The organism is Nitrospira defluvii (assembly GCF_905220995.1).
Taxonomy (GTDB): domain Bacteria; phylum Nitrospirota; class Nitrospiria; order Nitrospirales; family Nitrospiraceae; genus Nitrospira_A; species Nitrospira_A defluvii_C.
This window is the reverse complement of sequence record NZ_CAJNBJ010000002.1, coordinates 113384-136114: the sequence shown is the minus strand read 5'-3', so window position 1 is coordinate 136114 and position 22731 is coordinate 113384. Positions and strand designations below refer to the sequence as shown.

Below are 22731 nucleotides of genomic sequence, written 5' to 3'. Positions count from 1 at the left end.
AGCTGATGGCTGATAGCCGGAGACCCAATGAACAAGCGTGCCGAGCCACTCAGGCTCTGGCAGATGCCATACGCCATCAGTTCTTTCCGCTCCCGCGTCTGCGCGTTCAGCGTGAGCGGGAGGAGCCGGTTTCTTCCTCGTACTCCGCAAACAGGCGCTTGGCTTCCGGGTGCAGGAGGTAGGGTTGGCCGTAGGGGATTCCAGCCGTTCTGAACAGCGGCGTGAGTTTTTCATTGGGATGCAGGTAGCCGGCGCGCAGGGGCACCGACCGTTTCGTGTGACGGATGAGCGAACAGGGCGTGGGGCGAATGGCGGTCAACCAATCGGCAATGTCCTGCGGATTCCCGATGGAGGCGGAGAGCAACAGCAGGCGAGCCTGAGCGGGGCAGAAAATCAGCGTCTCCTCCCACACCACTCCACGTTCAGGATCCGCCAGGTACTGCGATTCATCCATAATGACCAGACCGAGGGTGTCCAGGCGCACATCGATTTCGCCTCCGGCCGCATCGTACAAGAGATTTCTGAGGATTTCTGTGGTCATGATGAGCAAAGGCGCCTGAGCATGCTCTCGTCGATCGCCGGTGAGGATTCCCACCTGTTCTGGGCCGAACAGGCGTGAGAATTCGGTAAATTTCGTATTGGAGAGCGCTTTCAGCGGCGACGTATAGATGACGGTGCGGTTGTCCTGCATCGCCCGTTTGGTGGCTTCGATGGCCACATAGGTTTTTCCGCTTCCGGTCGGGACGCTCACGACGACATCGGTTTCCGCCAGACGCGCCAGGGCTTCAACTTGCCAGGCGTCCGGCACGAAGGGCTGCGGTGAGGGAACGCCGAGGCCCGACAACCACTCGTGCAGCGAAACCGGTGGCTCATGGTGGCCGTGCTCCTCGGGTTTCGGCGGGCGTGGTCCCGTAGGCGAACCAGCTGATTTCAGGTGGACCTTGGCGGTTCGAGCGTTCTCGACCGGCGCACTCTGCCGCCTGTTCTTCTGCTCCTCGATCAAGGCCAGCAGATCCGATTCCAAGCCGGGTCGATTCTCAGCAGAGGCCTGGAGCAGCAAATCGACGAGTTTGCGTTTTCCGGAGCGGAAGTGCCTGCTGATCCGCCCTCGTGCCAGGCGGTGGAGCAGGGCGACCGGTTGTTGCAGCAGCAGGGCTTCGAGTTCGTGGGTCGTCACGGCAGTTCCTCCAGCACCCCTCGACGCATTGCGGCAATGGCCTTCTCGGCTGATTCCGCCAGCGAAGGATGGGTGCTCTTCAACGTTTTCAGTTGGGACAAGAACTCGATCGTCCGCGCGAACAGTCGGAACATGTCGCCTTCTGCCATGGTGGTCAGTCTGGCGAGACCGATCCAGGTGAGCGTCTGATCCGCCACCCACCGTTCCGTCAGCGCGGCGACGTCGGCGCGGAGCATCGGCGGGGCTTCATGAGGGGCGAGGCTCTCCGCCAGTTTGCGGACTTGGAACAGGAGTGTGACCAGTCCCGCACTGCCGCGTGGAAAGGAGCCGGGGCGATCATCGTCATGAGCGATACTTGCCATCACGGCCGCCAGCAAGGGGGGATCGATGGCGCCGAAGGCCTCCGCACGAATCAACTCAGTGATGAGCAGCGAGTGATCAATGCGGATCAATCGGGCCCATTCTCCGTCGGCTGTGAGTTGGGCCTGGGCGTTCAGGTAGCCGAATCGCTCCAGTACATCGATTCGTTCTTGAAAGCGGTGCCATAAGCTCGTTTGGAGTGCTTGAATCGACTTCATGTGCCGTTGGATCTCCTGGCGCACCCGCGAGGCGCGGGGGAAATCGCGCTGGCACGCCTGCCGCGACGGGCAGGTGGGACAAGCGAAGTCGCCCAGCGTTTGCACGATGGAACTGTCGAGCGGGGTCTCCTCGTTTTGGTGCGTCAGGATGGGCAGGATCGGCAGCCTTGGGGGAAGATCGGTGAGGTGGTGCGTCAACTGGTCCAGCGACTGTGCCGTACACCATGGATAGGATGAGGTTTCTTCGCACTCGAAGGTGCGATCGAAGACCTGCGTCACGATCGACGCGGGGCATTCGTTGAGCGAACCGCCCTCCCGCAAGAGGGTGACCATCGGCGCGTGTTGCCCCTTGCTACGATATTGACGCAGGATGATGCCCCGTCCCCGCACCAGTCCCACCACTCGACCAGGCGTGAGGAAGTGCATCCGGGCTGCGACCTCCGGCGATTCCTGCTTCGCGAAGGGGCTGCGAGGCTTTTTCCGTTTGCGCGCCTGCTCGAAGACCTGCCACTGCGTGATCCAGTCCGAGCAGACACGCGGGCCGAACGGTTCCATTTCCGCCCGCAGGCCGTCCAGTTTGGTTTCGAGCACCGCCGTGCGCTGATTCAGCTGAAATTGGGCGAAGCTCTTGGCCAGGATGGATTGAATCTGTTCGCGGGGGTGCGCCTTGAGCAGGTTCAAGACCATCGGATAGGTAATCACGAACTGACTGTGAATCGCCTCGGGCTGTCCGGTGAGGCCCTTGGTCAAGACCGTCAAATCGATGTAGGGAGAGGGCGTGATGACCGCGAATCCGACGAGGTCTTTGCCGCGGCGGCCGGCGCGGCCGGCCAGTTGTTGAATTTCGCTCGCGGTCAGGTCGGTGAAATCACGCGCCTTGCGGATGCTGGATTGCGTCACGACGACGGTCCTGGCGGGAAAGTCCACACCGGCGGCCAGCGTGGTGGTTGCAAAGACGGCATCAAGGGAGCCGGTGCGCATCAACTCTTCCACGGCGATCTTCCAGGACGGCAGATGCCCCGCATGGTGCGCGGCCACGCCGATGCGTTGGACCGTCTCGATGAGCGGATGTTCCGCAATGCTGGGATATTGTTCGATGACCTGTGCCAGGACGCGGGCGATCTGCTCTTGTTGCATTTTCGGCAGGGTGACTTGACTGCGTTCGAACGATTGCATCGCTTCGTCACAGGCCCGTCTCGAGGTGAGGAAGATGATCGCAGGGGTAAGGTGTCGTTGGCGGAGGGTCGCGACCAGATCAACCGGATGGATCGACGGCGGCATGCAGTTTCATTCCCTTTGAAATGACCACCAATCCGGAATCGGTGACTTTGAAACGTTGACGATCCGCGGCCGGGTCGAAGCCGATCACGGTTTTGGGTGGAATGATGACATCCTTGTCGATGATGGCGCGGCGGATGCGGGCATGTTCGCCGATCACCACATTTTCCATCACCACCGATTCCCGCACATCCGCATGGTCATGCACGCGGACATGCGGCGACAGTACCGAGTTCTGGACGCGCCCACCGGAAATGATGCAGCCGCCGCAGACGATGGAGTCCAACGCTACCCCCATGCGGCCGCCCTGAAAGTCCTGGGCGAAGACGAACTTGGCGGGTGGAAACTGCCCCTGGTAGGTGCGGATCGGCCAATGCTCATCGTAGAGATTGAATTGCGGATCGACGGAGACCAAATCCATATTGGCTTCCCAATAGGCGTCGAGCGTGCCGATGTCCCGCCAATATTTCACCGCCTTCTTGTTTTCGTCCTGAAATTTGAAGGCGTACACGCGGCATTCTTTGATCATCCGGGGAATGATGTTCTTGCCGAAATCATGCTTCGTGCCTTCCTTGGCATCCCGGATCAGTTGCTCGCGCACGACCTCCGTGCGGAACAAGTAGATGCCCATGGAGACGAACGCCTGACTCGGGTCGCCGGGAATGTGCATGGGCTTGTCCGGCTTTTCATCGAAACTCAAGATGCGGCGATCGTCATCGACGCCGATGACCCCGAACCGGTTCGCCTCAGCCACGGGGGTTTCGATCGCGCCGACGACGGCATCGGCCTGCTTTTCAATCAGCAGGTTGTACATGTCGGCATAGTTCATCTTGTAGATGTGATCGCCGGCCAGCACCAGGAGGAACTCGGGATGGTCGTTGTCGAGGAGGAACAGGTTTTGATAGACCGCATCCGCCGTGCCGCGATACCACTCTTCGCTGATGCGCTGCTGGGGAGGCACCGAGACGATGTATTCGCCCAGTTCGGGGTTGAGAATGTTCCAACCTGTGCGGATATGGCGGTCGAGGGAGTGTGATTTATACTGAATCAACACGGCCATCTGTCGCAGGCCGGAGTTCAGACAATTGCTCAGGGTGAAATCGATGATGCGATATTTTCCGCCGAAGGGGACTGCGGGTTTTGCGCGTTGGTCTGTGAGGGGTTGGAGGCGTTCGCCTTTTCCTCCTGCCAGGACCATCGTGAAGATGTTCGCCATAGAGTGGCCGATTGTAGCAGGACGAAGAGGGAATAGAAAGGACGCAGAATGATTGACTTCAACTCGATCTCGGTCGATACTACGATCAACGCGCAACCCCGACAGCAGCTCGGGCTCACGATGAAGGAGCGGACATGAAGAAGCAGAATGCCCGTCCGGCGGTCATGAAACCGGAGATCGAGCCGGCCAATCCGATGATGGAAATGGTGTGGCGACTCGAGCGATTGGAGCGGCAAGTGCAGCGGCTGTCGGAACTCGTCCGCAATCATGCCGAGGATAATGATCGGCTCGTGCGGATCGTGGCGGAAGACCGCGATGTGATCCGGCGCGAACTCTTGCGGAAACACGAACACCGCGTGCGCGTCCGAAAGCATTTGCGCGATGTGAGTTCCAAAGTCGGCGTAGAGCCGTGAGCCGTGACCGCCGACGCGGCGGTCTGAATTCAGCCCTCGATGGCCAACTTTTCCATCCCTCCCGTCATCGCGTCTTCTTCCTCCAGTTCTCCCGCACCGCCGACCATTGAGGTTCAGGGCATCGTGCGTCGCCACGGGGCAGTCACAGCCGTGGATCGGGTCAGTTTCGAGGTGCGTCGGGGCGAATTTTTCTCCATCCTCGGTCCCAGCGGCGCGGGCAAGACCTCCGTCCTGCGTATGCTGGCCGGCTTTGAAGATCCGGACGAAGGCGATGTGCGGATCGACGGTCGGTCTATGCTCGGGGTCCCGCCGAACCGGCGGCCTGTCAATCTGGTCTTTCAATCGTACGCGCTCTTTCCCCATCTCACCGTCAAAGACAACGTGGCATTCGGCCTCAAAATGCGGCGAGTTCCCGCCACGCAGATTGATGAGGAGGTGCGGCAGGCGCTCACGATGGTCAAGCTGCTCGGCAAAGAGTCGCGGAGGCCAGGGCAGTTATCCGGCGGCGAGCAGCAGCGGGTCGCCCTTGCCAGGGCGCTGGTGAACAAACCGGCGGTCGTGTTGCTTGACGAGCCGCTGGCGGCGTTGGATCAACAATTGCGGCAGGCGATGCAGGTTGAGCTGAAATCCATCCAGGAGCAGGCCGGATTGACCTGTGTCTGCGTCACGCATCATCAGGAAGAGGCGATGATGATGTCGGATCGTATCGCCGTCATGCACCAGGGACGTATGTGGCAGGTGGGAACTCCTCGTGAGGTCTACGCCAGGCCGTGCAACCTATTTGTCTCGCGATTTCTCGGGGTCTCGAACGAACTGACCGGCCGCCTGGGTGACAGCGTGGGAGGAGATCGTCTTTTTCATCCCACCGACCCCGAACTGTCTCCATTTCCGCTCCGCATTGAAACTTCGGAAGCCGTCGGTCGCCTCGCTACCCTGTCGCTACGGCCGGAACAGCTCCACATGTCGCGCGACCGACCGACCTCTGCCGGTCCCCTTTTGTCCGGTCGCATTCAAAAGACAATGTTTGCCGGAAGCGAGACGAAATATCTGGTGCGGGTCGGCCGCGAGAGTCTCTGGGAGGCCAGGACGAACGGTTCCGAGACACCGGCCTTGACGCCCGGGGGACAGATCTTTCTCCACTGGGCGTCCTCCGATGGGCGATTATTCTTCGAGTGAGCATGCTGACGCATCGTACTTCATCCGTCACCTTGGCCCCGAGAGAGGCCTGCCGTTCCTGCTGGCTGGCCGTTCCCGGTCTGGTCTGGATGGCCCTGTTTTTTCTGGTTCCGCTCGGACTGGTTTTTGCCATCAGTTTCGCATCGCGCGGGACTTATGGCGGTATCGTGTGGGAGTTCACCACGGCGAATTATCTCGATCTCCTGCATCCGCTGTATGGCAAGATTCTGGGGCACTCATTGTGGTACGCGACGCTTACCACGGCCTGCTGTTTTATGCTGGGTTTTCCGCTCGCGTACGTGATTGCCAGGAGTCCGGCCCGCTGGCAGCCGGTGCTGCTGCTCCTCGTGATGTTGCCGTTCTGGACAAACTTTCTCGTCCGTACCTACGCCTGGATGATCCTCCTGCGGCATGACGGTCTCATCAACAGTGTGTTGGTTTCCCTGGGGATTGTCACGGCCCCGCTGGAGTTGCTCTATACGCCGACGGCCGTCGTGATCGGATTGGTCTACGGGTACCTCCCGTTCATGGTGTTACCTCTGTATGTGGCGGTTGAGCGGCTGGACCCTGTGTTGGTGGAGGCGGCCTGGGATCTCTATGCATCCCGATGGGCGGTGTTTTCACGGGTGGTGGTGCCGTTGACCATGCCCGGTATCGTCGGCGGGTGCGTGCTGGTGTTCATTCCCTCGATCGGTTCGTTCATCACGCCGGATCTGTTAGGCGGGGCGCGTAGCATGATGATCGGCAATCTGATTCAACACGAGTATCTCGTGGTACGCGACTGGCCCCTGGGGTCAGCCGTGTCGTTCGTGCTGATGGCGGTCGTCATGGCCGCGGTCGCGTTGTACTACCGCCATGCCGATCGATCGGCCGGTTCGGTGGAGGAACGATGAGACGGAAGGCGGTGGGGCTGCGAGTGGTCAGCCTGCTGGCCATGCTGTTTCTGTACGGGCCGATCCTGGTGCTCGTTGCGTACTCGTTTAATGCCGCGCATCTATCCATGGCCTGGCGAGGGACGACGTTGAAATGGTACGCAGCGCTTGTCCATGACGAGGCCCTTCTGGCGGCGACGGCCAACAGTTTGGTGATCGCCGTGGTGTCGACCATCGGCGCCACCGTTCTGGGTGGTTTGCTGGCGTTCGGCATGGAGGCGATGTCTCCCGGTCGACAACGACTCCTCGAAGGCAGTCTAGTGCTCCCCCTTGTGATTCCCGAAGTGATGATGGGCGTCGCCTTGATGCTGTTTTTTGTGCTGCTCAAGATGCCGCTCGGACTCACCACCGTCATCCTCGGCCATATCGTGTTCAACATTCCGCTGGTGACGATCATGATCCGGACGCGTTTGCGCAAACTTGACCCGGCCTTGCGCGAAGCAGCCGAGGATCTGGGGGCAGATGCCTGGCACACGTTCCGGCATGTGACCTTTCCGCTGCTACGCCCGGCCATCTGGGGGGCGGTTCTGGTGGCGTTTACCGTCTCGCTCGATGACTTTCTGGTCACGTTTTTTACGGCCGGTCCCGGCGCAACCACCTTGCCCTTGAAGGTCTATTCGATGATCAAGTCCGGCGTCACGCCTGAAATCAACGCCCTGTCGGCGTTGTTGGTACTGGTCTCGATGGCCTGCGTCGCCCTCTCCCTCCATCTGCAGCGCCGCGAGGTGTAAGTGAAGACGTGGTTCCGGAGCATGTTCCTGACCGGCGTGTGGCTGCTGGCTCTGGTCGGGGGACTCTCCGGCTGTGGCCAAGGCACGGAAGGGGAGTCCGGTGAGGCGAGACCGGTCCTGCACTACTTTACCTGGTCGGACTATGTCGGGCCTGAAATTATCGCGGAGTTCGAGCGGCGAGAACAGGTCAAGGTCGTTATCGACACCTTCAGCAGCAACGAAGAGCTATTGGCCAAGCTGCAGAGCGGCGCGACCGGTTACGATGTGGCCGTTCCATCGGATTTCATGGTCGCCATGATGATTCAGCAGGGGCTCCTGCAGGAGTTGGAGGCCCAGGTTATGCCCAACATCTCGCTGTTGGAGCCGCATCTCCAAGCGCTGCCGTTCGATCCGGAAGGGCGATTTTCGGTTCCCTATCTGTGGGGCACGGTGGGGATCGGCTACGATTCCGACAGCATTTCCACTGCCCCGGACAGTTGGTCGATCCTGTGGGAAGCTCGCTACCAGGGGCGGATCAGCATGTTGAACGATCAGCGGGAAGTGTTCGGTGCGGTCTTGCGATCCATGGGGCAATCGATGAACAGCACCGATCCGCTGGTGATCGAGGCGGCGAAGGAGCGGTTGCTGAAACAGAAGCCGCTGGTCAAAACCTATACGAGTGATCACTACGACCAGCTGCTGGCCTCGGGCGAGGTGGTGCTGGCCCATGGGTGGGGAGGGCAGGTGGCTCGTGCCATGGTGGAGCGACCGTCCATTCGGTATGTGGTACCGAAGGAAGGGGCAACCCTCTGGGCCGATTGTCTGGTTGTGCTCAAGTCCGCACCCCAGAAAGCGCTCGCCATGAGGTTCATCAACTATCTGATGGAGCCCGGGGTGGCCGCTCGCACGTCGGAGCGCCTCCGCTTTGCATCCGCCTCCAGGCCGGCGCGTGAGTTGGTCAGTCCCGCGATCAGGGACAATCCTGCCATCTATCCACCGCTGGATCAGTTGGCCCGCCTGGAATGGATGCGGGATGTGGGGAAGGGTATTCGCCTGTACGACCGGGCCTGGACGGAGCTGAAAATGCAGTGAGCCGAGCCGGCGAGGTTATTTCAAATATGTTGAAGAATCAGTATAATGCGGCCCCTGTCCTCGGTTAGTCGATATTCCCGCACAATGCACAACGACATGCGCCATGATGAAACTGGCTTCAGACTACGTAGCGCTGCCGTAGCTTGGAGCACTCGCATCGGCTTGGCATTCCTCCTGGTGATCTGTACCACGCCCGTCGGGGGGTGGGGACACGCAGCAGACTCAATCGGCCTCTCCACCTCACCGTTCGTGCCTCCGGTGGTCCGTTTGAATCTGTCCGAAGCGATGGCCCTCTTTCTGAAACAAAACCTGGATCTCCTCATCGCGAAGTATGGCATCGAATCCAGCAAGGGGCAGCAGATTACGGCTCGCCTCTTCCCGAACCCGGTGGCGCAGATCGGTAACGTGGCGTCTTTTACGCAGGGCAATACGCTGTCCAAGTCCGGAGCGCTCACGATGCAAGTGCAGCAGCTGTTTGAGTTGGCCGGCAAGCGCGGGTACCGCATTGAGAGTGCCGGATTCGGTGTCCAGTCGGTGGAAGCGGATTTCGAGGATGCGGTGCGGCAACTGGGGTTCACGATCAAGGATGCCTACTACCGTGTCTTGGTGGCGCAGCGTCGGCTGGCGCTGGCGGAGGAGAATCGGGATCGATTTGCCAGGATTCTGGATGTCAACACGATTCGTTTTAAGAAGGGCTATATCGCCGAGGTCGACCTGATTCGTATCCGGTTGCAGGTGGTGGATTTTCAGTCGCAGGTGATCGAGTCGATTCAGGAGGGCGAGACGGCACGGGCGGAGTTGCGACAACTGCTTCGGCTCTCGCCCGCGTCGAAACTGGAACTGACGACGGAGATGGACTATCGGCGGGTCGATCCTGATATGGGGAAGCTCCGGTCGGTCGCGTTGGAGATTCGGCCTGACATCAAGAGCCGGCGGGCGGCGCTGTTGCAGCGCGAAGCGGATCTGAAGTTAGCCAAGGCCTTCCGAGTCCCGGATGTGACTATCGGTGCCGGGTATTCGATACAAGGGCCGCAGGGGCCGGACAATCAGCAGATGGCGATCTTAAATTTGGGCGTGCCCTTGCCGTTGTTCAATCGTAATCAGGGCGGGATCGTGCAGGCCGAAGTCGGGGTGCAATCGGCCCAGGCAGCGTTGGATCGCACGGTCAACCAGGTCGAGAATCAGGTGGATGTAGCCTATCAAAATCTCCTGCAGAGCCGCCGACTAGTGGAAGCGTATCTGGCCGGCGTGTTGGAAGACGCCCGTTCGACGTTTACCATCGTGGAACGCGCGTATGAACGGGGCGGCGCCACGATTTTGGATCTGCTGGACGCGGCCCGGACGTCTCGAACGATTCAACAGAACTTCATCGAAGCGCTCTTTTCCTATCAACACAACCTGTTTCAACTGGAAAGTTCCGTCGGACAGGAGATTGCCTCATGATCTCCGGTGCAAACCGTGTCGTTGTCTTGGGCCTGGTGCTCTGCCTGTGCGCCTGTAGTCAGAAGCCGGAGCCGGCTTCGGCTCCGGCTGCATCCCCGGCCGAACCGGCCGCCGGGCAGCTGACCGTGCCGTCCACGGGGCAAATCGAAACGGCGGTGGTGGACTTCAAACCGGTGCAGCCGGAATTGGTGCTGGTGGGAAAGATCGCGTATGGGGAAGACCGCTACTCCAAAATCTCCTCTCCGCTGCAAGGACGGGTCGTAGAGGTGCGGGCCAAGTTGGGCGACCGGGTCGAGGCTGGCGCGACCTTGCTCGTGATCGACAGTTCCGACATTACCGCCGCCTACTCGGAGTTTGTCAAGGAAGCGTCGGAACTCGAATATTCCAGTCGAGCTCAGGAGTTGGCCAAGGAGTTGTACGCCACCAAGGCCCTGGCGTTAAAGGATCTGAAACAGGCAGAAAACGATTTGATCAAGGCGCGCGCCGAATTTCGTCGGTCCAAGGAGCGCTTGCTGTCGTTGCGGATTCCGGCGGCCGAGTTGGAGAAGCCCCTTGCGCAGCAACGCATCACGTCGCGATTTGAAATGAAAAGTCCCCTGGCCGGTACTGTCGTCGAGCGGGCGGTGACTCCGGGGCAGTCCGTGGGAGGCGATCCCGCCCAGGTGCTGTTCACCGTCGCAGATCTGGACCGGTTGCAAGTGGTGGCGGATGTGTATGAGCGGGACCTGGCCCTGGTGAAGGTCAGTCAGGTCGGTCGTATCAATGTGGAAGCCTACCCGGGGACAGATTTTGCGTCTGTGGTGGCGTCGATCGGAGACGTGGTCGATCCCAACACGCGTACGATCAAAGTGCGCGCCTGGGTGGACAACCGGGATCAACGCCTCAAACCGGAAATGTTCGCGCGGCTCAGGCTGGATGTGGGCGATGCTACGCCGTTCCTGGCAATCCCGAAAGAGGCGGTCGTCGAAATCGACGGGAAACACTTTGTGTATGTCGTGGAAGCGCCAGGGCGCTATGTGAAACGTGAAGTGGTCGTTTCGAATGTGTCCGGCGGGCAAGTCCGTGTGCTGGAGGGTGTGACGTCCGGCCAGCGCATCGTGACCAAAGGCGCGGTACTGATCAAGGGGCAAGAAGTGAAGTAACGGCTCACGGCGTCTCCTGTCACCCCCCGAGCTGGTATCGGAGCCTGGGAGTAGCGAATCCTAGGAGACTCCTGTTAATCTTCCATGACAAGTGGGTGAGGAAAGTGTGAATCGAGGGACCGCGAGCGATCGATGCCGCAGAGGCATCGTCGCCCTCTATTAACGACTAACGACGCGAGTTGGAGAAGGATCGCATGAAGACAGGAGTGGGAAGGCGGATGGGCGGTCGATGGGTCATCTGGACGATCGGGGTGCTGAGTGTCGTCGGTATGGTGCCGGCCCACACATGGTCGGCGGGTATCGTCTGGCCGGTGCAGATGCCCTATGAAGCACCGCCGAAGTCGGATCCGGTGCCCGACGTATCAGTGGCGCCGAACACGAAAAGCCTGACTCCGGAAGAGCTGCAACGTGCGGAGGCCCTGCTGCCGCTATTGGAGGGGAAGCAGGAGTTTTGGGCAATGGGAGAGTTCGTGCATTTGGGAGAGCCGTCCGTGCCCGTCCTGACCAAGGCCCTGACGATGCCGGGCCCCCGCGTCCGATATAATGCCATCGAGACCTTGTCGATGATCAAATCACCAGGCGCAGTGCCAGCCTTGTTGGAAGCGGCAAAATTGGGCTCGGAACTGCCGCGTATCCGTGAGCATGCGCTGCGGGTGGCGGTGCGGATCGATCCTCAGCAGGCACCTCCGGCCATCGAGGCCATGGCCAAGGACCCGAATTCGGTGATCCGGAAGGCGGCGGCGTTTGAGGCGCGGTATGTGCGCCGCAAAGAGGTGATCCAGCCGTTGATCGATCTCCTTGGTGATGAAGAGAAGTTTGTCGCGATGTCGGCCGTGCAGTCCTTGTGGACCTTGACCAGGCACGAAGCGGAGTTCCACGATTGGGACGCCTCGAACAAACAGGATCGCCAGACATGGGCCCAGGAATGGGTGGAATGGTGGAATCAGTCGAAAGACACGTTCGAGCTCCCTGAGCCGAAGAGTCGGAAGCAGGCAGGGTAGTGCCGCCGAGAGCGGTGGCGGTTGCGCAGCACGAAAATCCCGTGGTAGGAAGAGAGTCAATAAACGGTGACGCGGCCTCCCGTCGCGTCATACGACAGAGATAGAGATCGAGATAGAGGATAGAGCATGGCGATTCTGGCGATCAGTAAACTCGGTAATCCGATTCTCCGGCAGAAGGCGTTGCCTGTCAGTCCGGCCGACATAAAAAAAGCCGCGTTTCAGCAACTCATCGACGATATGTTTGAAACCATGTACGACGAACCGGGCATCGGGCTTGCCGCTCCCCAAGTGGGACGGTCGCAGCAACTGGTCGTCATGGATTGTCCCGGTGAAGGCGGGTTTCCCAAAACCGTCCTCATCAATCCCACGATCCAGTTTTACGGACCCGAGCAGGTGGAAGGGTGGGAAGGGTGCCTGAGCGTTGACGGGTTGAGAGGCAAAGTGACACGGCCCTCGACCGTGCGGGTGACCGGGCTCGACCGGAACGCCAAACCATTGGATTTCGAAGCCAGCGGCCTGTTTGCCGTCTGCATTCAACATGAGCTCGACCATCTCATCGGCAAGTTGTTCATCGATCGTATGACCGATTTCTCCACGCTGACCCAAATGGAAGAGTTTCAGAAATACTGGCAAAAGGAACCGGCTAGTGCCATCTGAGCCGACCCGGATCGCCGAGTCGTTGTGAACTCGCTCCTACGCGTTCTCTCCTACCTGAAACCCTTTCGGATGCTGGCGGTGGTGACCTTCGTCTGTGCAGGTCTCGCCACGGCGCTGGAATTGGTGCCGCCGTATCTCGTCAAAATCGTGATCGACGACGTCATTCAGGCCAAACGGCCCGACATGCTGCTCTGGGTCTTGAGCGCATTGATGGGCTCGTACGTGTTGCGAAATGTGATGAGTTCCATGCGGGTCCGGTTCAACAACCTGCTGGAGCAGAAGGCGGTGCACACGCTGCGGCTGCAGGTGTTCAGGGCATTGCAGCGTCTGTCGCTGAGTTATTTCGAGAATCGGTCGACCGGCGAGATCATGACCCGGGTGACGAGTGACACCGAACATGTCGAGCGAATTTTCGTTGACGGGCTCGAAGGCTTGCTCACTGCCTCGCTGACCCTGGTCGGGATCACCATCATGATGTTTTTCTTGAACTGGAAACTGGCGCTGCTGTCTCTCCTGCCGATTCCGATTCTGATCGTCTGTGCCGCCTGGTTTACGAAGCGGGTGCACAAGTATTACGCGGAAATCCGCAAGAGCGTGGCCGATCTCAATGCTTATCTGCAGGATGCCCTCTCCGGCATCAAGGAAACCATCGGCTTCAATCAGCATGCGTACGAACGGCAACGATTTGAGGGCTTGAGTCAGGCCTATAGCCAGAATAGTTTGCGGGCCATGCTGCTCTGGTCCTGGTACTGGCCGGGTATGGTGTTCGTGGGCAGCACCGGCACGGTCTTGATCCTGTGGTACGGTGCCGAGGAGGTGCTGGCGGGGAATCTCACGGTCGGCCAACTCGTCATGTTTCTCTCGTATCTCGGGCTCTTCTACACGCCGATCAATGAAATTCATTCCTTGAACCACATGTTGCAACATGCGCTGGCTGCCAGTGAGAGGGTCTTTGAAATCCTGGACACCAAGTCGGAAGTCGAAGACCGCCCGGGTGTCGTGCGGCCTGTTGAACGGTTACAAGGAGCAGTGGAATACCGTCAGGTACAGTTCGGCTATCGGCAGGACGGGCTGGTCCTGTCCAATGTCAATCTGACAGTACGGCCGGGCGAACGGATCGCCTTGGTCGGCCCGAGTGGGGCGGGAAAGACTTCCCTGCTGAAACTCCTGATGCGATTTTACGACGTCCGCAGCGGTGCGGTGTTGGTCGACGGCTATGATGTGCGGGATCTGCCGGTGGCGTTTTTGCGAGGGCAGATCGGCCTGGTTCAGCAGGAACCCTTTCTCTTCAACGGGACGGTGCGGCAAAATATCGTCTACAGTGATCTGTCGGCCGGACAGGAGCGTATCGAAGCGGCGGCTCGGGCCGCTCGAGCCCATGACTTTATCTCACGTTTGCCGGACGGTTATGATACCTGGATCGGCGAGCGGGGGGTGAAATTGTCGGTGGGGCAGAAGCAGCGGGTATCGATTGCCCGTGTGCTGCTGAAAGATCCGCCGATCGTGATCTTTGATGAAGCCACGTCGAACATCGACACGGAGACGGAGGTCAAAATCCGGGAGGCCTTGAACGATCTCACCGCAGGGCGCACGACGTTTATCATTGCGCATCGTTTGGCGACGCTGCACGACGTGGATCGCATCATCGTCGTGGAACGAGGGACGATCGTGGAAGAGGGAGACCACGAGGCGCTCATGAAACGCGGCGGCGTCTATGCCGGTCTGTATGAGGCGCAGTTTAAAATTTAGCCGGCTGTTGATAAAGTCTGCCGTCGGCGTTCTCGGTCGCACGTCTCCCTGCGACGTACCCGGAGGGTACGCCTCAGTCGCCGCGCGTCCTGCGGCCTTGCCGGACGGACTTTCTGAACAGCCTGCGACGACCAAGACGAACGACGGTTCATGCTCAGACATGAAGGAGTAAGAGGACCATATGGTACTGATTTACGAAAATGATCCGCTCGACACTGAAGATGCCAGAGGGCGGTTTTATCACGTGTGCCGAGGGCGAATTGATCGGACGGAGATTATCTTGCCGCAAGGGCAATCGGTTTATGAATGTGCGGTGTGTGGGGTGGATTTGGAACCGGAGGATTTTTGGGTGGCGAGGCAAAAAGGGTCAGTGTAGCGCCACGGCGAGCACTGAGAGCCGATAGATGAAGGGGAGTGTCATGGCGGGAAGTACAGGCCGGAAAACTGTGTCGGTGTCGCGTGGGCTGATGATGTTATGTGATATCTGCTACGAGCAGGTCTTCGCTGAAAACCTTGTAGATCAGCGCAACTTCGTCTCCGATCATGAAGCGCTGTTTGATACGATTTGTATGGGGTGTACGGATATCAACCGACCGCTGGTCGACGACATGTTGGGGAGTTCGGAGTAGTCGTGCTACGGGTATGTTCTGACCCGTGAGTCGCCAAAGCCGGCACAACGAACAATTCCAGCCGACACGTTTCAATCACCCTCCGCTGAAATTATCCTGCACTGGAATGTGGTGTGTCTGTTCCTCGCACAGTTGGAACGGGTTGCGCTTCGTCCGCCACTTGAGGTCATGGACCATCATGTCAAATGAAAGCCATTTGAAAGCCATTCGCCGACCGTAGCCTGTGGTGCCTTGACGGTATGGGTGAATTGGAAGACAATGCGCCCGCTTCAAGAGATTGTTCGCTGTTCCCCCGAGAGAGGTGTGTCTGAGTCCGACAATTTTCAGAACAGGAGGATTTCGGTTCTATTTCTTCTCCCGCGAGGAAACACGAATGCACGTTCATGTACATTGTGAGCGTGGTGAGGCGAAATTCTGGCTCGATCCCAGGGTTGAGTTGGCGCAAAACTTCGGGCTGTCCACTCGCGAGATTCGGGTAGTGAAAAATCTCATCGAGGAGCATTACGATGAAATCAGCAACGCTTGGCAAGAACACTTCGGAAGCTGAGGTCACAAATATCTCCAGACATGGATTCTGGCTGCTTCTTGCGAACGAGGAACTGTTTGTTTCGTTCAAGGAGTTCCCCTGGTTCAAGAATGCCTCTGTAGCCGAACTTCTCAATGTTCAATGGCCACACCCTCATCACCTGTATTGGCCGGATCTTGACCTAGACCTAGCCGTCGAATCCATCAGGCATCCAAAGAAGTTCCCGCTCGTTTCGAAGAAATTTCGCCAGAAGATCGGCCCCAGGCGACGAACAAAGTTGGATCAAGGCTGATCCTGTGCGTACTGAGGTGGTTACAGGTTCTGATCTCCCCAATTTCATGTGAATCAGCCGCAGTCTGCGCCGTTATCGATTCTCACCGTACCCATTCATGCTATCGACCACATGTGCCATGCGTATCTGCGATTAATCAAACTTGGTGTTCTGGAAGCCTCGAGAGAGCCTGGGTGCAGTTGGTGAACTGGCAGATATACTGGCTGTCTCGCGGCGAGATGGAGCTGGCTGAACTGTTCTCTAATTTCGAAGGGAGCGGTGAAATCATCTCAGGTGTACACAGTGAAATGCGGCTTGTGTATGAAACCGATCAAGCACGGTTCACTGAGAGGACTTTCTCCATGGGCAGGAAAAAGAAAATTGTCGGCGTCAATGAAGCAGAGTTCTCATTGATGGAGAGATCGGAAAAGTTGAGGTTGTTCAGCAAGGTCAATCAACTGTTTCATTATGAATCGTCACGGATTCCATACCATGAAATAGAAGTGCCTCAAAATGCCAAAGCTGAGCAAATTGCTGAAGAGTATTACAAGGAACAAGGTTATGAGGTTTATCGGTCGAGGGTAAATGGTGGCTACCGGTCAATTGGAGTGGAATTCTATTGGCAAGATTTTGCCTCAAGAATTACTGAGCAGGATAGATCTCTAATAGAGAAGCTGAAAACATTGATGACTCCGGCACAGTTCAGGGAGCTTGCCTATATGGTTAAGGACAAGAACGGCACGCCTGATCTGCTGCTAATAAAGGAGAATTCGATTAGTTTTGTCGAGGTCAAATTCAACTATGAGACAGTAAAGCACTCAACCGTAGAATTTTACATTAGATATGGTGAGCAATGGCCCACGTCAATTTTGCGGGTGATTAGGAAGTAATGTCTCTTGGCTGAACGCTGCAGGTGGGAAAAGCTGTCACGCGTGGGAAATCTGACTTCCTAAGTGATTTCGAGTCGGGACCGCACAAGAAACTGCCTACTGTGAGGGTAGTTCAAGATGGATGGAGTGAGGCCGGATGGCGACACCTAAAGAGCACGGCATTGCCTTATTGATGGGACCTTATGGTCGTGAAATCGGGAACCTCGCCAGCAATTACACTGCACCTCTCTTCTGGTTCAGCCCTGCTCTCAACTCGCAGATCGGTCATGGATGTATCTTTCTTCTCGATCTCGGTCACGGCATCTTTGGAGTTACGGCTAACCACGTGTATGAAGCCTACCTTGAGCGACGCAAAGCAGATCCAAGAGTGCGGTGCAAGATCGGCGACTGCTCGTTCGTGCCAGAGAAGCGTCTCATCGATTGCGATCGAACTCTCGATATTGCAACTTTCAGGTTTGAGGTAGGCGAAATTCCAGAAGGTAAGATCATTCATCAAGCGTTATCTGGGAAGTGGCCGCCAAGACCTCCGGACCTTAATAGAGGGCTCTTCTTCGCAGGCTATCCTCGGGCACACCGAAAAGTAGTGGGGGAGCAGCAGATCGAATGGGGGACATATGTCGGCATCCTGACAGCCACGAGCGTTAGTCAAAGGGACGTGACGTGTCAGTTCCGGCGTGAGGAAATGGTGGATATGTTCGGTACGGGTGAGCCTCCGCAAGGGCAGTGGCTCGGTGGACTTAGCGGTACACCGCTCTGGACGTTGGTGCAAACGACCGTCTTTTCATGGCGTCTCGCCGGTATTGTCTGCGAGTTCAATACTGAATATGAACTCCTTTTGGCGCGGCGCCCCGATGTGATCTTGTCGAATGGTAAACTTGCACGATGAGTACGGCCGATGACGAAAAATGTGGTCAAACGTATTCTGTGATGATGGGGAAGCGTCGGCTACTTGTCCGCCATGGGGGTAACTGAAGATCCTTTTGGCAGTTTATGAAGGTGGCAAGCGATTTCTGATTCATAAGATGGTCAAAGTGGTTATATAAGTCGAAAGTGAATTACGGCAAAAGAGGACCGGCCGATCTGGAAGTCTCCCCTCCGCCCCCACCGGCCTACTTACAGACTTTGCCGTCGAAGTAGAGGCAGGTCGACTCGCCGGACTTCACCTTCCAGGTCTTCAACATCGGCGGTTGCCCCTCGCGCGTTTCCACCACGATATCCACCAATCCTGATTGCGGGAGTTTCTCGATGTGAGCCTTGGCTTCTTCGGGGACCTCCACCCAAAAGACCGCACCCAGCGTCGAGATCAGAATGCGGCCGTTGTCGACATCTACATTGATGATCGGGCTGTAGTAGCTTTTTTCGGCGGCCGCGCCAAGATCAGGATTCGTCAAGCCGGTGAGGCAGGGAAGAAAAGCGATGAATAGCAGGATGAATCGCATCGAATGCTCCCTTCGATGACAAAGACAAAGCCGGATTATGGCATCGTTGCCGATCGATTGGTAGGGGAGGAAGACAGAATTGTTGAAGAGGCAGATTGCTAGCTGATGTGGATGTCGGCGGGGCGCACGTGGCCGCCGGTGATCCAATAGGTGCGAATGTCTGCGGCGGGGGCGTGCATCAGCGAGACGAGGAGATAAGCGGGAACCGGCAGGTTGATGCGTTGCCAGATTTCCTCGTAGTCGGTGGCGATTTTGATATCGGTCTGAGACGGCCTGGCCGGGTCCTTCGGGTGCGAATGGTAGACGACTTGAAGATCGAGTCCGTTCTTGCGGATGTCTTTTTTGGCTGCGGAAAAGTCTCCCATGTCCATGACGAACGCGATCTCTGCCCGCTCTTCAGGAGACAGGCGCTCGAGATGGGCGATCTTGTCGTCGTCAAAGGTCGACAGATTTTGGGCCCCCTCCACCGCCACGATGTTGGTGATGCGGTAGAGATGTGTGACCGTTTTATCCTTGCCGGCCAGCAGGCCGCAGCACTCGAACGGAGCAAGCTCGCGCGCGTGCGCGACGATCTGATCCAGGATGTGTTGTGGAATCGAGAGATCAGGCATGTCAGATGGTGCAGGCCACGCTGTAATCTCCGCCAAGATCCTTGATGGTCGGGGTAGCGCTGCACAGGGGGCAACGCGGATCCTTGGGGCGGGAGACCTTGCGGAATTTCATTTCCAAGGCATCGTAGATCACCAGCTTATCGGCGATCGTCTCACCGATGCCGAGAATTTCCTTGATGGCTTCCGATGCCTGGAGAATGCCCATGGTGCCGGCCAGTACTCCCAACACACCGGCTTCCTGGCAGTTCGGAACCAATCCGGCCGGAGGCGGTTCGGGATAAAGGCAGCGGTAGCAGGGGAACCCGGCATGGGGTTTAATGCTCGTGAGTTGGCCTTCAAACCGGAACATGCTGGCAGAGATCAGCGTTTTCTTCGCAAAGAAGCATGCGTCGTTCACCAGGAAGCGCGTGGTGAAATTATCCGATCCGTCCAGCACGATGTCATAGTCGGCCACGAGGCCGAGAATATTCTCGGTATTGACGTTCAGTTGATACGTTTTGATCGTGATGTCGGGATTGATGGCCGACAGCATCCTGCGTCCCGATTCCACCTTGGGCACACCGACGGTGGCGGTGGTATGCAGAATCTGTCGCTGCAGGTTGGACAAATCCACAACATCGCCGTCGACGAGACCGATCGTGCCGATCCCGGCTGCCGCCAAGTATAAGGCGGCCGGAGAACCGAGGCCGCCGGCGCCAATGAGAAGGACTTTGGCTTTGGACAGTTTCACCTGTCCTTTGCCGCCCACTTCATTGAGGATAATGTGTCGGCTGTAGCGCTGAATTTGCTGCTCGGTAAATTCCATGTATTCGTCTCTCTGGAATGCTCAGTGTTCAGTTTTGAATGTTCAATCGAACATTGAGCATTGAACAGTATTTCGGAAAGCGAGGTGCGCTTCGCCCACTGTTATTCCACCACGTTGAGTTCGATCGGATCAACGACACAACCTTTGGTCCGGATGCCGTCGATCGCGCGTTCGATCTCCTCCGTCTCACCGGTCAATTCGAGATCCATCCAGCCGGTGGTTTCACGCACGTCGGCTCGGCGCACGTTCGTCACCACCTTGTACTCATGGCCGATCTGATAAATGATCGGCTCCTTGATTTTATTCTCAGGAAAACGAATGTGAAATCGTAGGCTGGTCATGGTTACCCTCCGGCGATCGCGGGAACGATCGACACTTCGTCACCGTCTTTCAGCGACGTCTCTTTTCCGTTGAGGAAGCGAATGTCCTCCTCATTGACGTAGATGTTGACGAAGCGTCGTAAGTCGCCCTTTTCATCGCAGAGACGGTTCTTCAGGCCAGGATAGGCGGCATCGAGCGATCCGATCATGTCCACAATGTTGGCTGCCGCGGATTCAACTTCGCCTTGGCCCTTTGTGAGGGGACGCAGGGGAGTCGGAATACGAACCTTAATCATGAGTCACCACCACTGTTCTTTCCCATTTTGAATGTTTTTTGGAAGTTCACCAGGCTTGGTTGGATGCGGAACGGGCGTCCCACGGCATCCACGACGGCCTCTTGTGTCTTAAGCCCGTTGCCGGTGATGTAGGCGACTGTCACATCGTTCTTCTTGATCAGTCCCTGTTTGACGAGTTTGCAGAGCACCCCGATGGTCACGCCGCCGGCTGTTTCGGCAAAGATGCCCTCGGTCTGCGCCAGCAGCTTGATCCCATCGACCACTTCTTCGTCCGTCACCGCGTCCATCGCGCCTTTGCTCTCAGCCGTGGCCTTGAGGGCATAGTAGCCGTCCGCCGGATTGCCGATGGCCAACGATTTCGCGATGGTCTTCGGCTTCACTGGCTTGAAGAAGTCACGGCCGGCCTTGAAGGCGGTGGCGATCGGAGAACAGCCTTCGGCCTGCGCGCCGTTGATTTTGGTGCGGACCTCGTCCACCAGTCCTAGGGCGTGCATTTCGTGCAGGCCCTTCCAAATTTTTGTCAGCAAGGAGCCAGAGGCCATGGGGATGACCGCCTGATCGGGCGTCCGCCAGCCGAGTTGTTCGACCGTTTCAAATGCCAACGTCTTGGACCCCTCGGCGTAGTAGGGGCGAATATTGATGTTCACGAAGGCCCAGCCATGTTCACCGGCGATTTCGCTGCATAGCCGGTTCACATCGTCATAGTTGCCTTCGACCTCGACCACGTTCGGCTTATAGATCAGATTTCCCAGCACCTTGGCTGCTTCTAGATCGGCAGGGATGAAGACATAACACTTCATGCCCGCTGCGGCGGCATGGGCCGCGACGGAGTTGGCCAAGTTTCCCGTTGAGGCGCAGGCGACGGTTTCAAATCCCAACTCCCGCGCGCGCGTGAGGGCGACCGAGACGACGCGATCCTTAAACGACAGGGTCGGATGATTGACCGTATCGTTCTTGATGTAGAGCTCGTCGATGCCCAGATGCGCACCGAGATTCTTGGCCCGCACCAACGGCGTCAGTCCGGCATGGGGCCCGATGATCGAGGTGCTCTCGACCGGCAGCAGGTCGATGTAGCGCCACATGCTGTCCGGGCCGTCTTCGATCTTCTTTCGGGAGATCGTCGCCCTGATCTCGTCGTAGTTGTATTTGACTTCCAACGGGCCGAAGCACATTTCACAGACGTGAATGGCTTTGGGTGGATATTCCTTCCCACATTCCCGGCACACGAGCGCTTTCATTTTCGACATGGAGACACCTTCGCTACAAGTTACGTTGACCCGGGAGCGCACAGGTCGGCCCGACATTCCCGTCCTCGATCAACTCCGTGATCGTGGCCCGTTCGCTACAGAGCGGGCAATCGGGGTTCCGCTTGATGCGGATTTCTCTAAACTGGGTGCGTCGTGCATCGAAGTCCAGCAAGCGATCCGTCAGCGGTCGGCCGATACCGAGGATCAGCTTCAGGGCTTCGGTCGCCTGGATCGTGCCGATGATGCCGGCCAACACGCCGATGACGCCCGCTTCCTGGCAAGACGCGACGAGTCCTTCGGGCGGCGGCTTCTTGAACACGCAACGATAACAGGCCGACTTCTTCGGGATGATGGTGGTGACACGACCGTCGAAGCGCAGGATTCCTCCGTGCACGAGCGGTTTTCCGGCGAAGTAACAGGCGTCGTTGATCAGAAACTTCGTCGGGAAATTATCGACGCCGTCGATCACCACATCGTAGCCGCTCATGATCTTGAGGGCATTACTCGCGGTGAGCCGTTCTTCATACATCACCACATTCACGTCGGGATTCAGAGCCTGGATTTTTTCCTTGCCGGAAACCACTTTCGGTCGGCCGACGTCCGGTGTTTGGTGAATGACCTGCCGCTGCAGGTTGCTGAGATCCACCACATCGCTGTCGATCAGGCCGATCGTGCCGATGCCGGCGGCAGCCAGATACAGGGCTGCCGGCGAACCAAGGCCGCCGGCGCCGACGATCAGGACTTTCGCCTGGATGATCTTTTTCTGACCCTTCCCGCCGACTTCGGGCAAAAGAATGTGGCGGCTGTAGCGATTGATTTGTGTTTCTGTAAATTCCATATCCTGCGGAGACTGAAAACCGCCACCAGCAGCGTTCTCGCGTCGTTCACGCCTTCAACGTACCGCCAGGGTACACCTCAGGCCTTCACTTGCTGCGGCCTTGCTGGATGACGATTTTGAGCCTCCTCTCCTTAAGTGACCCGAACTAACTGCAGATGTCGAACAACATAGAGGCGCTGAAAGCCTTCAGCTGCGTTCTCGGCAAGTCAAAATCCTCAGCGTCCCCCGAGGGTACGCTTCCGGTTTCCTCTCGACTGCGGCCTTGCCGAGAAGCCATTTTGAGCTCCCCCTCAAT

General features: G+C 57.9%; 25 protein-coding genes. 15 read left to right on the top strand and 10 right to left on the bottom strand.

Annotated features, from left to right (window positions below):
* Positions 1-106: 106 nt before the first annotated feature.
* Genes KJA79_RS08065 through glgC form a run of 3 tightly spaced genes read right to left on the bottom strand, consistent with a single transcriptional unit; the run spans position 107 to position 4249 of the window.
* On the bottom strand, positions 107-1177 hold the full coding sequence (locus KJA79_RS08065) for a DEAD/DEAH box helicase (RefSeq protein ID WP_213041524.1): 1071 nt from the start codon (positions 1175-1177) through the stop codon (positions 107-109).
* Positions 1174-3036, bottom strand: coding sequence for a helicase-related protein (locus KJA79_RS08060; protein WP_213041523.1), 1863 nt, complete (start codon positions 3034-3036; stop codon positions 1174-1176). Before KJA79_RS08060 ends, KJA79_RS08065 begins: the two co-directional genes overlap by 4 nt.
* Positions 3011-4249 (bottom strand): glucose-1-phosphate adenylyltransferase, encoded by a 1239-nt coding sequence (gene glgC, locus KJA79_RS08055; RefSeq protein WP_213041522.1) that lies wholly within the window; start codon positions 4247-4249, stop codon positions 3011-3013. Before glgC ends, KJA79_RS08060 begins: the two co-directional genes overlap by 26 nt.
* Positions 4250-4383: 134 nt before the next feature.
* Here glgC and KJA79_RS08050 point away from each other — a divergent pair, with 134 nt between their 5' ends.
* The 15 genes from KJA79_RS08050 (at position 4384) to KJA79_RS07980 (ending at position 17766) form a co-directional block, all read left to right on the top strand.
* Positions 4384-4662, top strand: a complete 279-nt coding sequence (locus tag KJA79_RS08050) for a hypothetical protein (protein ID WP_213041521.1) — start codon at positions 4384-4386, stop codon at positions 4660-4662.
* Positions 4663-4701: 39 nt separating this feature from the next.
* On the top strand, positions 4702-5838 hold the full coding sequence (locus tag KJA79_RS08045; RefSeq protein ID WP_213041520.1) for an ABC transporter ATP-binding protein: 1137 nt from the start codon (positions 4702-4704) through the stop codon (positions 5836-5838).
* 2 nt (positions 5839-5840) lie between these two features.
* Positions 5841-6731, top strand: a complete 891-nt coding sequence (locus tag KJA79_RS08040; protein WP_246507517.1) for an ABC transporter permease — start codon at positions 5841-5843, stop codon at positions 6729-6731.
* Complete coding sequence (locus KJA79_RS08035; RefSeq protein ID WP_213041519.1) at positions 6728-7501, top strand: ABC transporter permease; 774 nt, start codon at positions 6728-6730, stop codon at positions 7499-7501. The genes KJA79_RS08040 and KJA79_RS08035 overlap by 4 nt, the downstream gene beginning before the upstream one ends.
* Positions 7502-8572: a polyamine ABC transporter substrate-binding protein gene (locus KJA79_RS08030; RefSeq protein ID WP_213041518.1), complete on the top strand. Its 1071-nt coding sequence runs from the start codon at positions 7502-7504 to the stop codon at positions 8570-8572.
* A gap of 96 nt (positions 8573-8668) precedes the next feature.
* Positions 8669-10015 (top strand): TolC family protein, encoded by a 1347-nt coding sequence (locus tag KJA79_RS08025; protein ID WP_213041517.1) that lies wholly within the window; start codon positions 8669-8671, stop codon positions 10013-10015.
* Complete coding sequence (locus KJA79_RS08020; RefSeq protein WP_213041516.1) at positions 10012-11157, top strand: efflux RND transporter periplasmic adaptor subunit; 1146 nt, start codon at positions 10012-10014, stop codon at positions 11155-11157. Before KJA79_RS08025 ends, KJA79_RS08020 begins: the two co-directional genes overlap by 4 nt.
* Before the next feature lie 194 nt (positions 11158-11351).
* The gene (locus tag KJA79_RS08015) at positions 11352-12158 is read left to right on the top strand and encodes a HEAT repeat domain-containing protein (RefSeq protein WP_213041515.1); all 807 of its coding nucleotides are present in this window, start codon (positions 11352-11354) and stop codon (positions 12156-12158) included.
* A 126-nt stretch (positions 12159-12284) separates the two neighbouring features.
* A complete protein-coding gene (gene def / locus KJA79_RS08010) occupies positions 12285-12815 on the top strand; it encodes a peptide deformylase (RefSeq protein ID WP_213041514.1) in 531 nt (176 codons plus the stop codon).
* Positions 12816-12884: 69 nt separating this feature from the next.
* A complete protein-coding gene (locus KJA79_RS08005) occupies positions 12885-14564 on the top strand; it encodes an ABC transporter ATP-binding protein (protein WP_213041513.1) in 1680 nt (559 codons plus the stop codon).
* Positions 14565-14983: 419 nt separating this feature from the next.
* Entirely contained in the window at positions 14984-15193 is a 210-nt protein-coding gene (locus KJA79_RS08000; RefSeq protein WP_213041512.1) for a hypothetical protein, read from the top strand.
* Between the two features lie 373 nt (positions 15194-15566).
* Positions 15567-15740 (top strand): DUF4160 domain-containing protein, encoded by a 174-nt coding sequence (locus KJA79_RS07995; protein ID WP_213041511.1) that lies wholly within the window; start codon positions 15567-15569, stop codon positions 15738-15740.
* A complete protein-coding gene (locus KJA79_RS07990; RefSeq protein WP_213041510.1) occupies positions 15700-16011 on the top strand; it encodes a DUF2442 domain-containing protein in 312 nt (103 codons plus the stop codon). Before KJA79_RS07995 ends, KJA79_RS07990 begins: the two co-directional genes overlap by 41 nt.
* 182 nt (positions 16012-16193) lie before the next feature.
* Positions 16194-16880: a hypothetical protein gene (locus KJA79_RS07985; RefSeq protein WP_213041509.1), complete on the top strand. Its 687-nt coding sequence runs from the start codon at positions 16194-16196 to the stop codon at positions 16878-16880.
* A gap of 136 nt (positions 16881-17016) precedes the next feature.
* The gene (locus tag KJA79_RS07980) at positions 17017-17766 is read left to right on the top strand and encodes a hypothetical protein (RefSeq protein WP_213041508.1); all 750 of its coding nucleotides are present in this window, start codon (positions 17017-17019) and stop codon (positions 17764-17766) included.
* Between the two features lie 223 nt (positions 17767-17989).
* Here KJA79_RS07980 and KJA79_RS07975 read toward each other — a convergent pair whose 3' ends face one another.
* From KJA79_RS07975 to KJA79_RS07945, 7 genes are all read right to left on the bottom strand, one after another.
* The gene (locus KJA79_RS07975) at positions 17990-18319 is read right to left on the bottom strand and encodes a hypothetical protein (RefSeq protein ID WP_213041507.1); all 330 of its coding nucleotides are present in this window, start codon (positions 18317-18319) and stop codon (positions 17990-17992) included.
* Between the two features lie 98 nt (positions 18320-18417).
* On the bottom strand, positions 18418-18930 hold the full coding sequence (locus KJA79_RS07970) for a M67 family metallopeptidase (protein WP_213041506.1): 513 nt from the start codon (positions 18928-18930) through the stop codon (positions 18418-18420).
* 1 nt (position 18931) lies between these two features.
* The gene (moeB, locus tag KJA79_RS07965; RefSeq protein WP_213041505.1) at positions 18932-19735 is read right to left on the bottom strand and encodes a molybdopterin-synthase adenylyltransferase MoeB; all 804 of its coding nucleotides are present in this window, start codon (positions 19733-19735) and stop codon (positions 18932-18934) included.
* Positions 19736-19836: 101 nt separating this feature from the next.
* Complete coding sequence (locus KJA79_RS07960) at positions 19837-20076, bottom strand: NIL domain-containing protein (RefSeq protein ID WP_213041504.1); 240 nt, start codon at positions 20074-20076, stop codon at positions 19837-19839.
* Positions 20077-20078: 2 nt separating this feature from the next.
* Positions 20079-20351: a MoaD/ThiS family protein gene (locus KJA79_RS07955; RefSeq protein WP_213041503.1), complete on the bottom strand. Its 273-nt coding sequence runs from the start codon at positions 20349-20351 to the stop codon at positions 20079-20081.
* A complete protein-coding gene (gene thrC / locus KJA79_RS07950) occupies positions 20348-21598 on the bottom strand; it encodes a threonine synthase (RefSeq protein ID WP_213041502.1) in 1251 nt (416 codons plus the stop codon). Before thrC ends, KJA79_RS07955 begins: the two co-directional genes overlap by 4 nt.
* A gap of 13 nt (positions 21599-21611) precedes the next feature.
* Positions 21612-22436 (bottom strand): HesA/MoeB/ThiF family protein, encoded by an 825-nt coding sequence (locus tag KJA79_RS07945; protein ID WP_213041501.1) that lies wholly within the window; start codon positions 22434-22436, stop codon positions 21612-21614.
* Positions 22437-22731: the final 295 nt, after the last annotated feature.

What these genes read in the sequence shown, in the direction of transcription:
- moeB (WP_213041505.1), bottom strand. Translation starts at nt 19,735, where the DNA reads ATGGAATTTACCGAGCAGCAAATTCAGCGCTACAGCCGACACATTATC.
- KJA79_RS07970 (WP_213041506.1), bottom strand. Translation starts at nt 18,930, where the DNA reads ATGCCTGATCTCTCGATTCCACAACACATCCTGGATCAGATCGTCGCG.
- KJA79_RS08025 (WP_213041517.1), top strand. Translation starts at nt 8,669, where the DNA reads ATGCGCCATGATGAAACTGGCTTCAGACTACGTAGCGCTGCCGTAGCT.
- KJA79_RS07960 (WP_213041504.1), bottom strand. Translation starts at nt 20,076, where the DNA reads ATGACCAGCCTACGATTTCACATTCGTTTTCCTGAGAATAAAATCAAG.
- KJA79_RS07975 (WP_213041507.1), bottom strand. Translation starts at nt 18,319, where the DNA reads ATGCGATTCATCCTGCTATTCATCGCTTTTCTTCCCTGCCTCACCGGC.
- KJA79_RS08020 (WP_213041516.1), top strand. Translation starts at nt 10,012, where the DNA reads ATGATCTCCGGTGCAAACCGTGTCGTTGTCTTGGGCCTGGTGCTCTGC.
- KJA79_RS08005 (WP_213041513.1), top strand. Translation starts at nt 12,885, where the DNA reads ATGCTGGCGGTGGTGACCTTCGTCTGTGCAGGTCTCGCCACGGCGCTG.
- KJA79_RS08040 (WP_246507517.1), top strand. Translation starts at nt 5,841, where the DNA reads ATGCTGACGCATCGTACTTCATCCGTCACCTTGGCCCCGAGAGAGGCC.
- KJA79_RS07990 (WP_213041510.1), top strand. Translation starts at nt 15,700, where the DNA reads ATGAAATCAGCAACGCTTGGCAAGAACACTTCGGAAGCTGAGGTCACA.
- KJA79_RS07980 (WP_213041508.1), top strand. Translation starts at nt 17,017, where the DNA reads ATGGCGACACCTAAAGAGCACGGCATTGCCTTATTGATGGGACCTTAT.
- def (WP_213041514.1), top strand. Translation starts at nt 12,285, where the DNA reads ATGGCGATTCTGGCGATCAGTAAACTCGGTAATCCGATTCTCCGGCAG.
- KJA79_RS07945 (WP_213041501.1), bottom strand. Translation starts at nt 22,436, where the DNA reads ATGGAATTTACAGAAACACAAATCAATCGCTACAGCCGCCACATTCTT.
- glgC (WP_213041522.1), bottom strand. Translation starts at nt 4,249, where the DNA reads ATGGCGAACATCTTCACGATGGTCCTGGCAGGAGGAAAAGGCGAACGC.
- KJA79_RS08045 (WP_213041520.1), top strand. Translation starts at nt 4,702, where the DNA reads ATGGCCAACTTTTCCATCCCTCCCGTCATCGCGTCTTCTTCCTCCAGT.
- KJA79_RS08035 (WP_213041519.1), top strand. Translation starts at nt 6,728, where the DNA reads ATGAGACGGAAGGCGGTGGGGCTGCGAGTGGTCAGCCTGCTGGCCATG.
- KJA79_RS08060 (WP_213041523.1), bottom strand. Translation starts at nt 3,036, where the DNA reads ATGCCGCCGTCGATCCATCCGGTTGATCTGGTCGCGACCCTCCGCCAA.
- KJA79_RS07955 (WP_213041503.1), bottom strand. Translation starts at nt 20,351, where the DNA reads ATGATTAAGGTTCGTATTCCGACTCCCCTGCGTCCCCTCACAAAGGGC.
- KJA79_RS07995 (WP_213041511.1), top strand. Translation starts at nt 15,567, where the DNA reads ATGCACGTTCATGTACATTGTGAGCGTGGTGAGGCGAAATTCTGGCTC.
- thrC (WP_213041502.1), bottom strand. Translation starts at nt 21,598, where the DNA reads ATGTCGAAAATGAAAGCGCTCGTGTGCCGGGAATGTGGGAAGGAATAT.
- KJA79_RS08050 (WP_213041521.1), top strand. Translation starts at nt 4,384, where the DNA reads ATGAAGAAGCAGAATGCCCGTCCGGCGGTCATGAAACCGGAGATCGAG.
- KJA79_RS08000 (WP_213041512.1), top strand. Translation starts at nt 14,984, where the DNA reads ATGGCGGGAAGTACAGGCCGGAAAACTGTGTCGGTGTCGCGTGGGCTG.
- KJA79_RS08015 (WP_213041515.1), top strand. Translation starts at nt 11,352, where the DNA reads ATGAAGACAGGAGTGGGAAGGCGGATGGGCGGTCGATGGGTCATCTGG.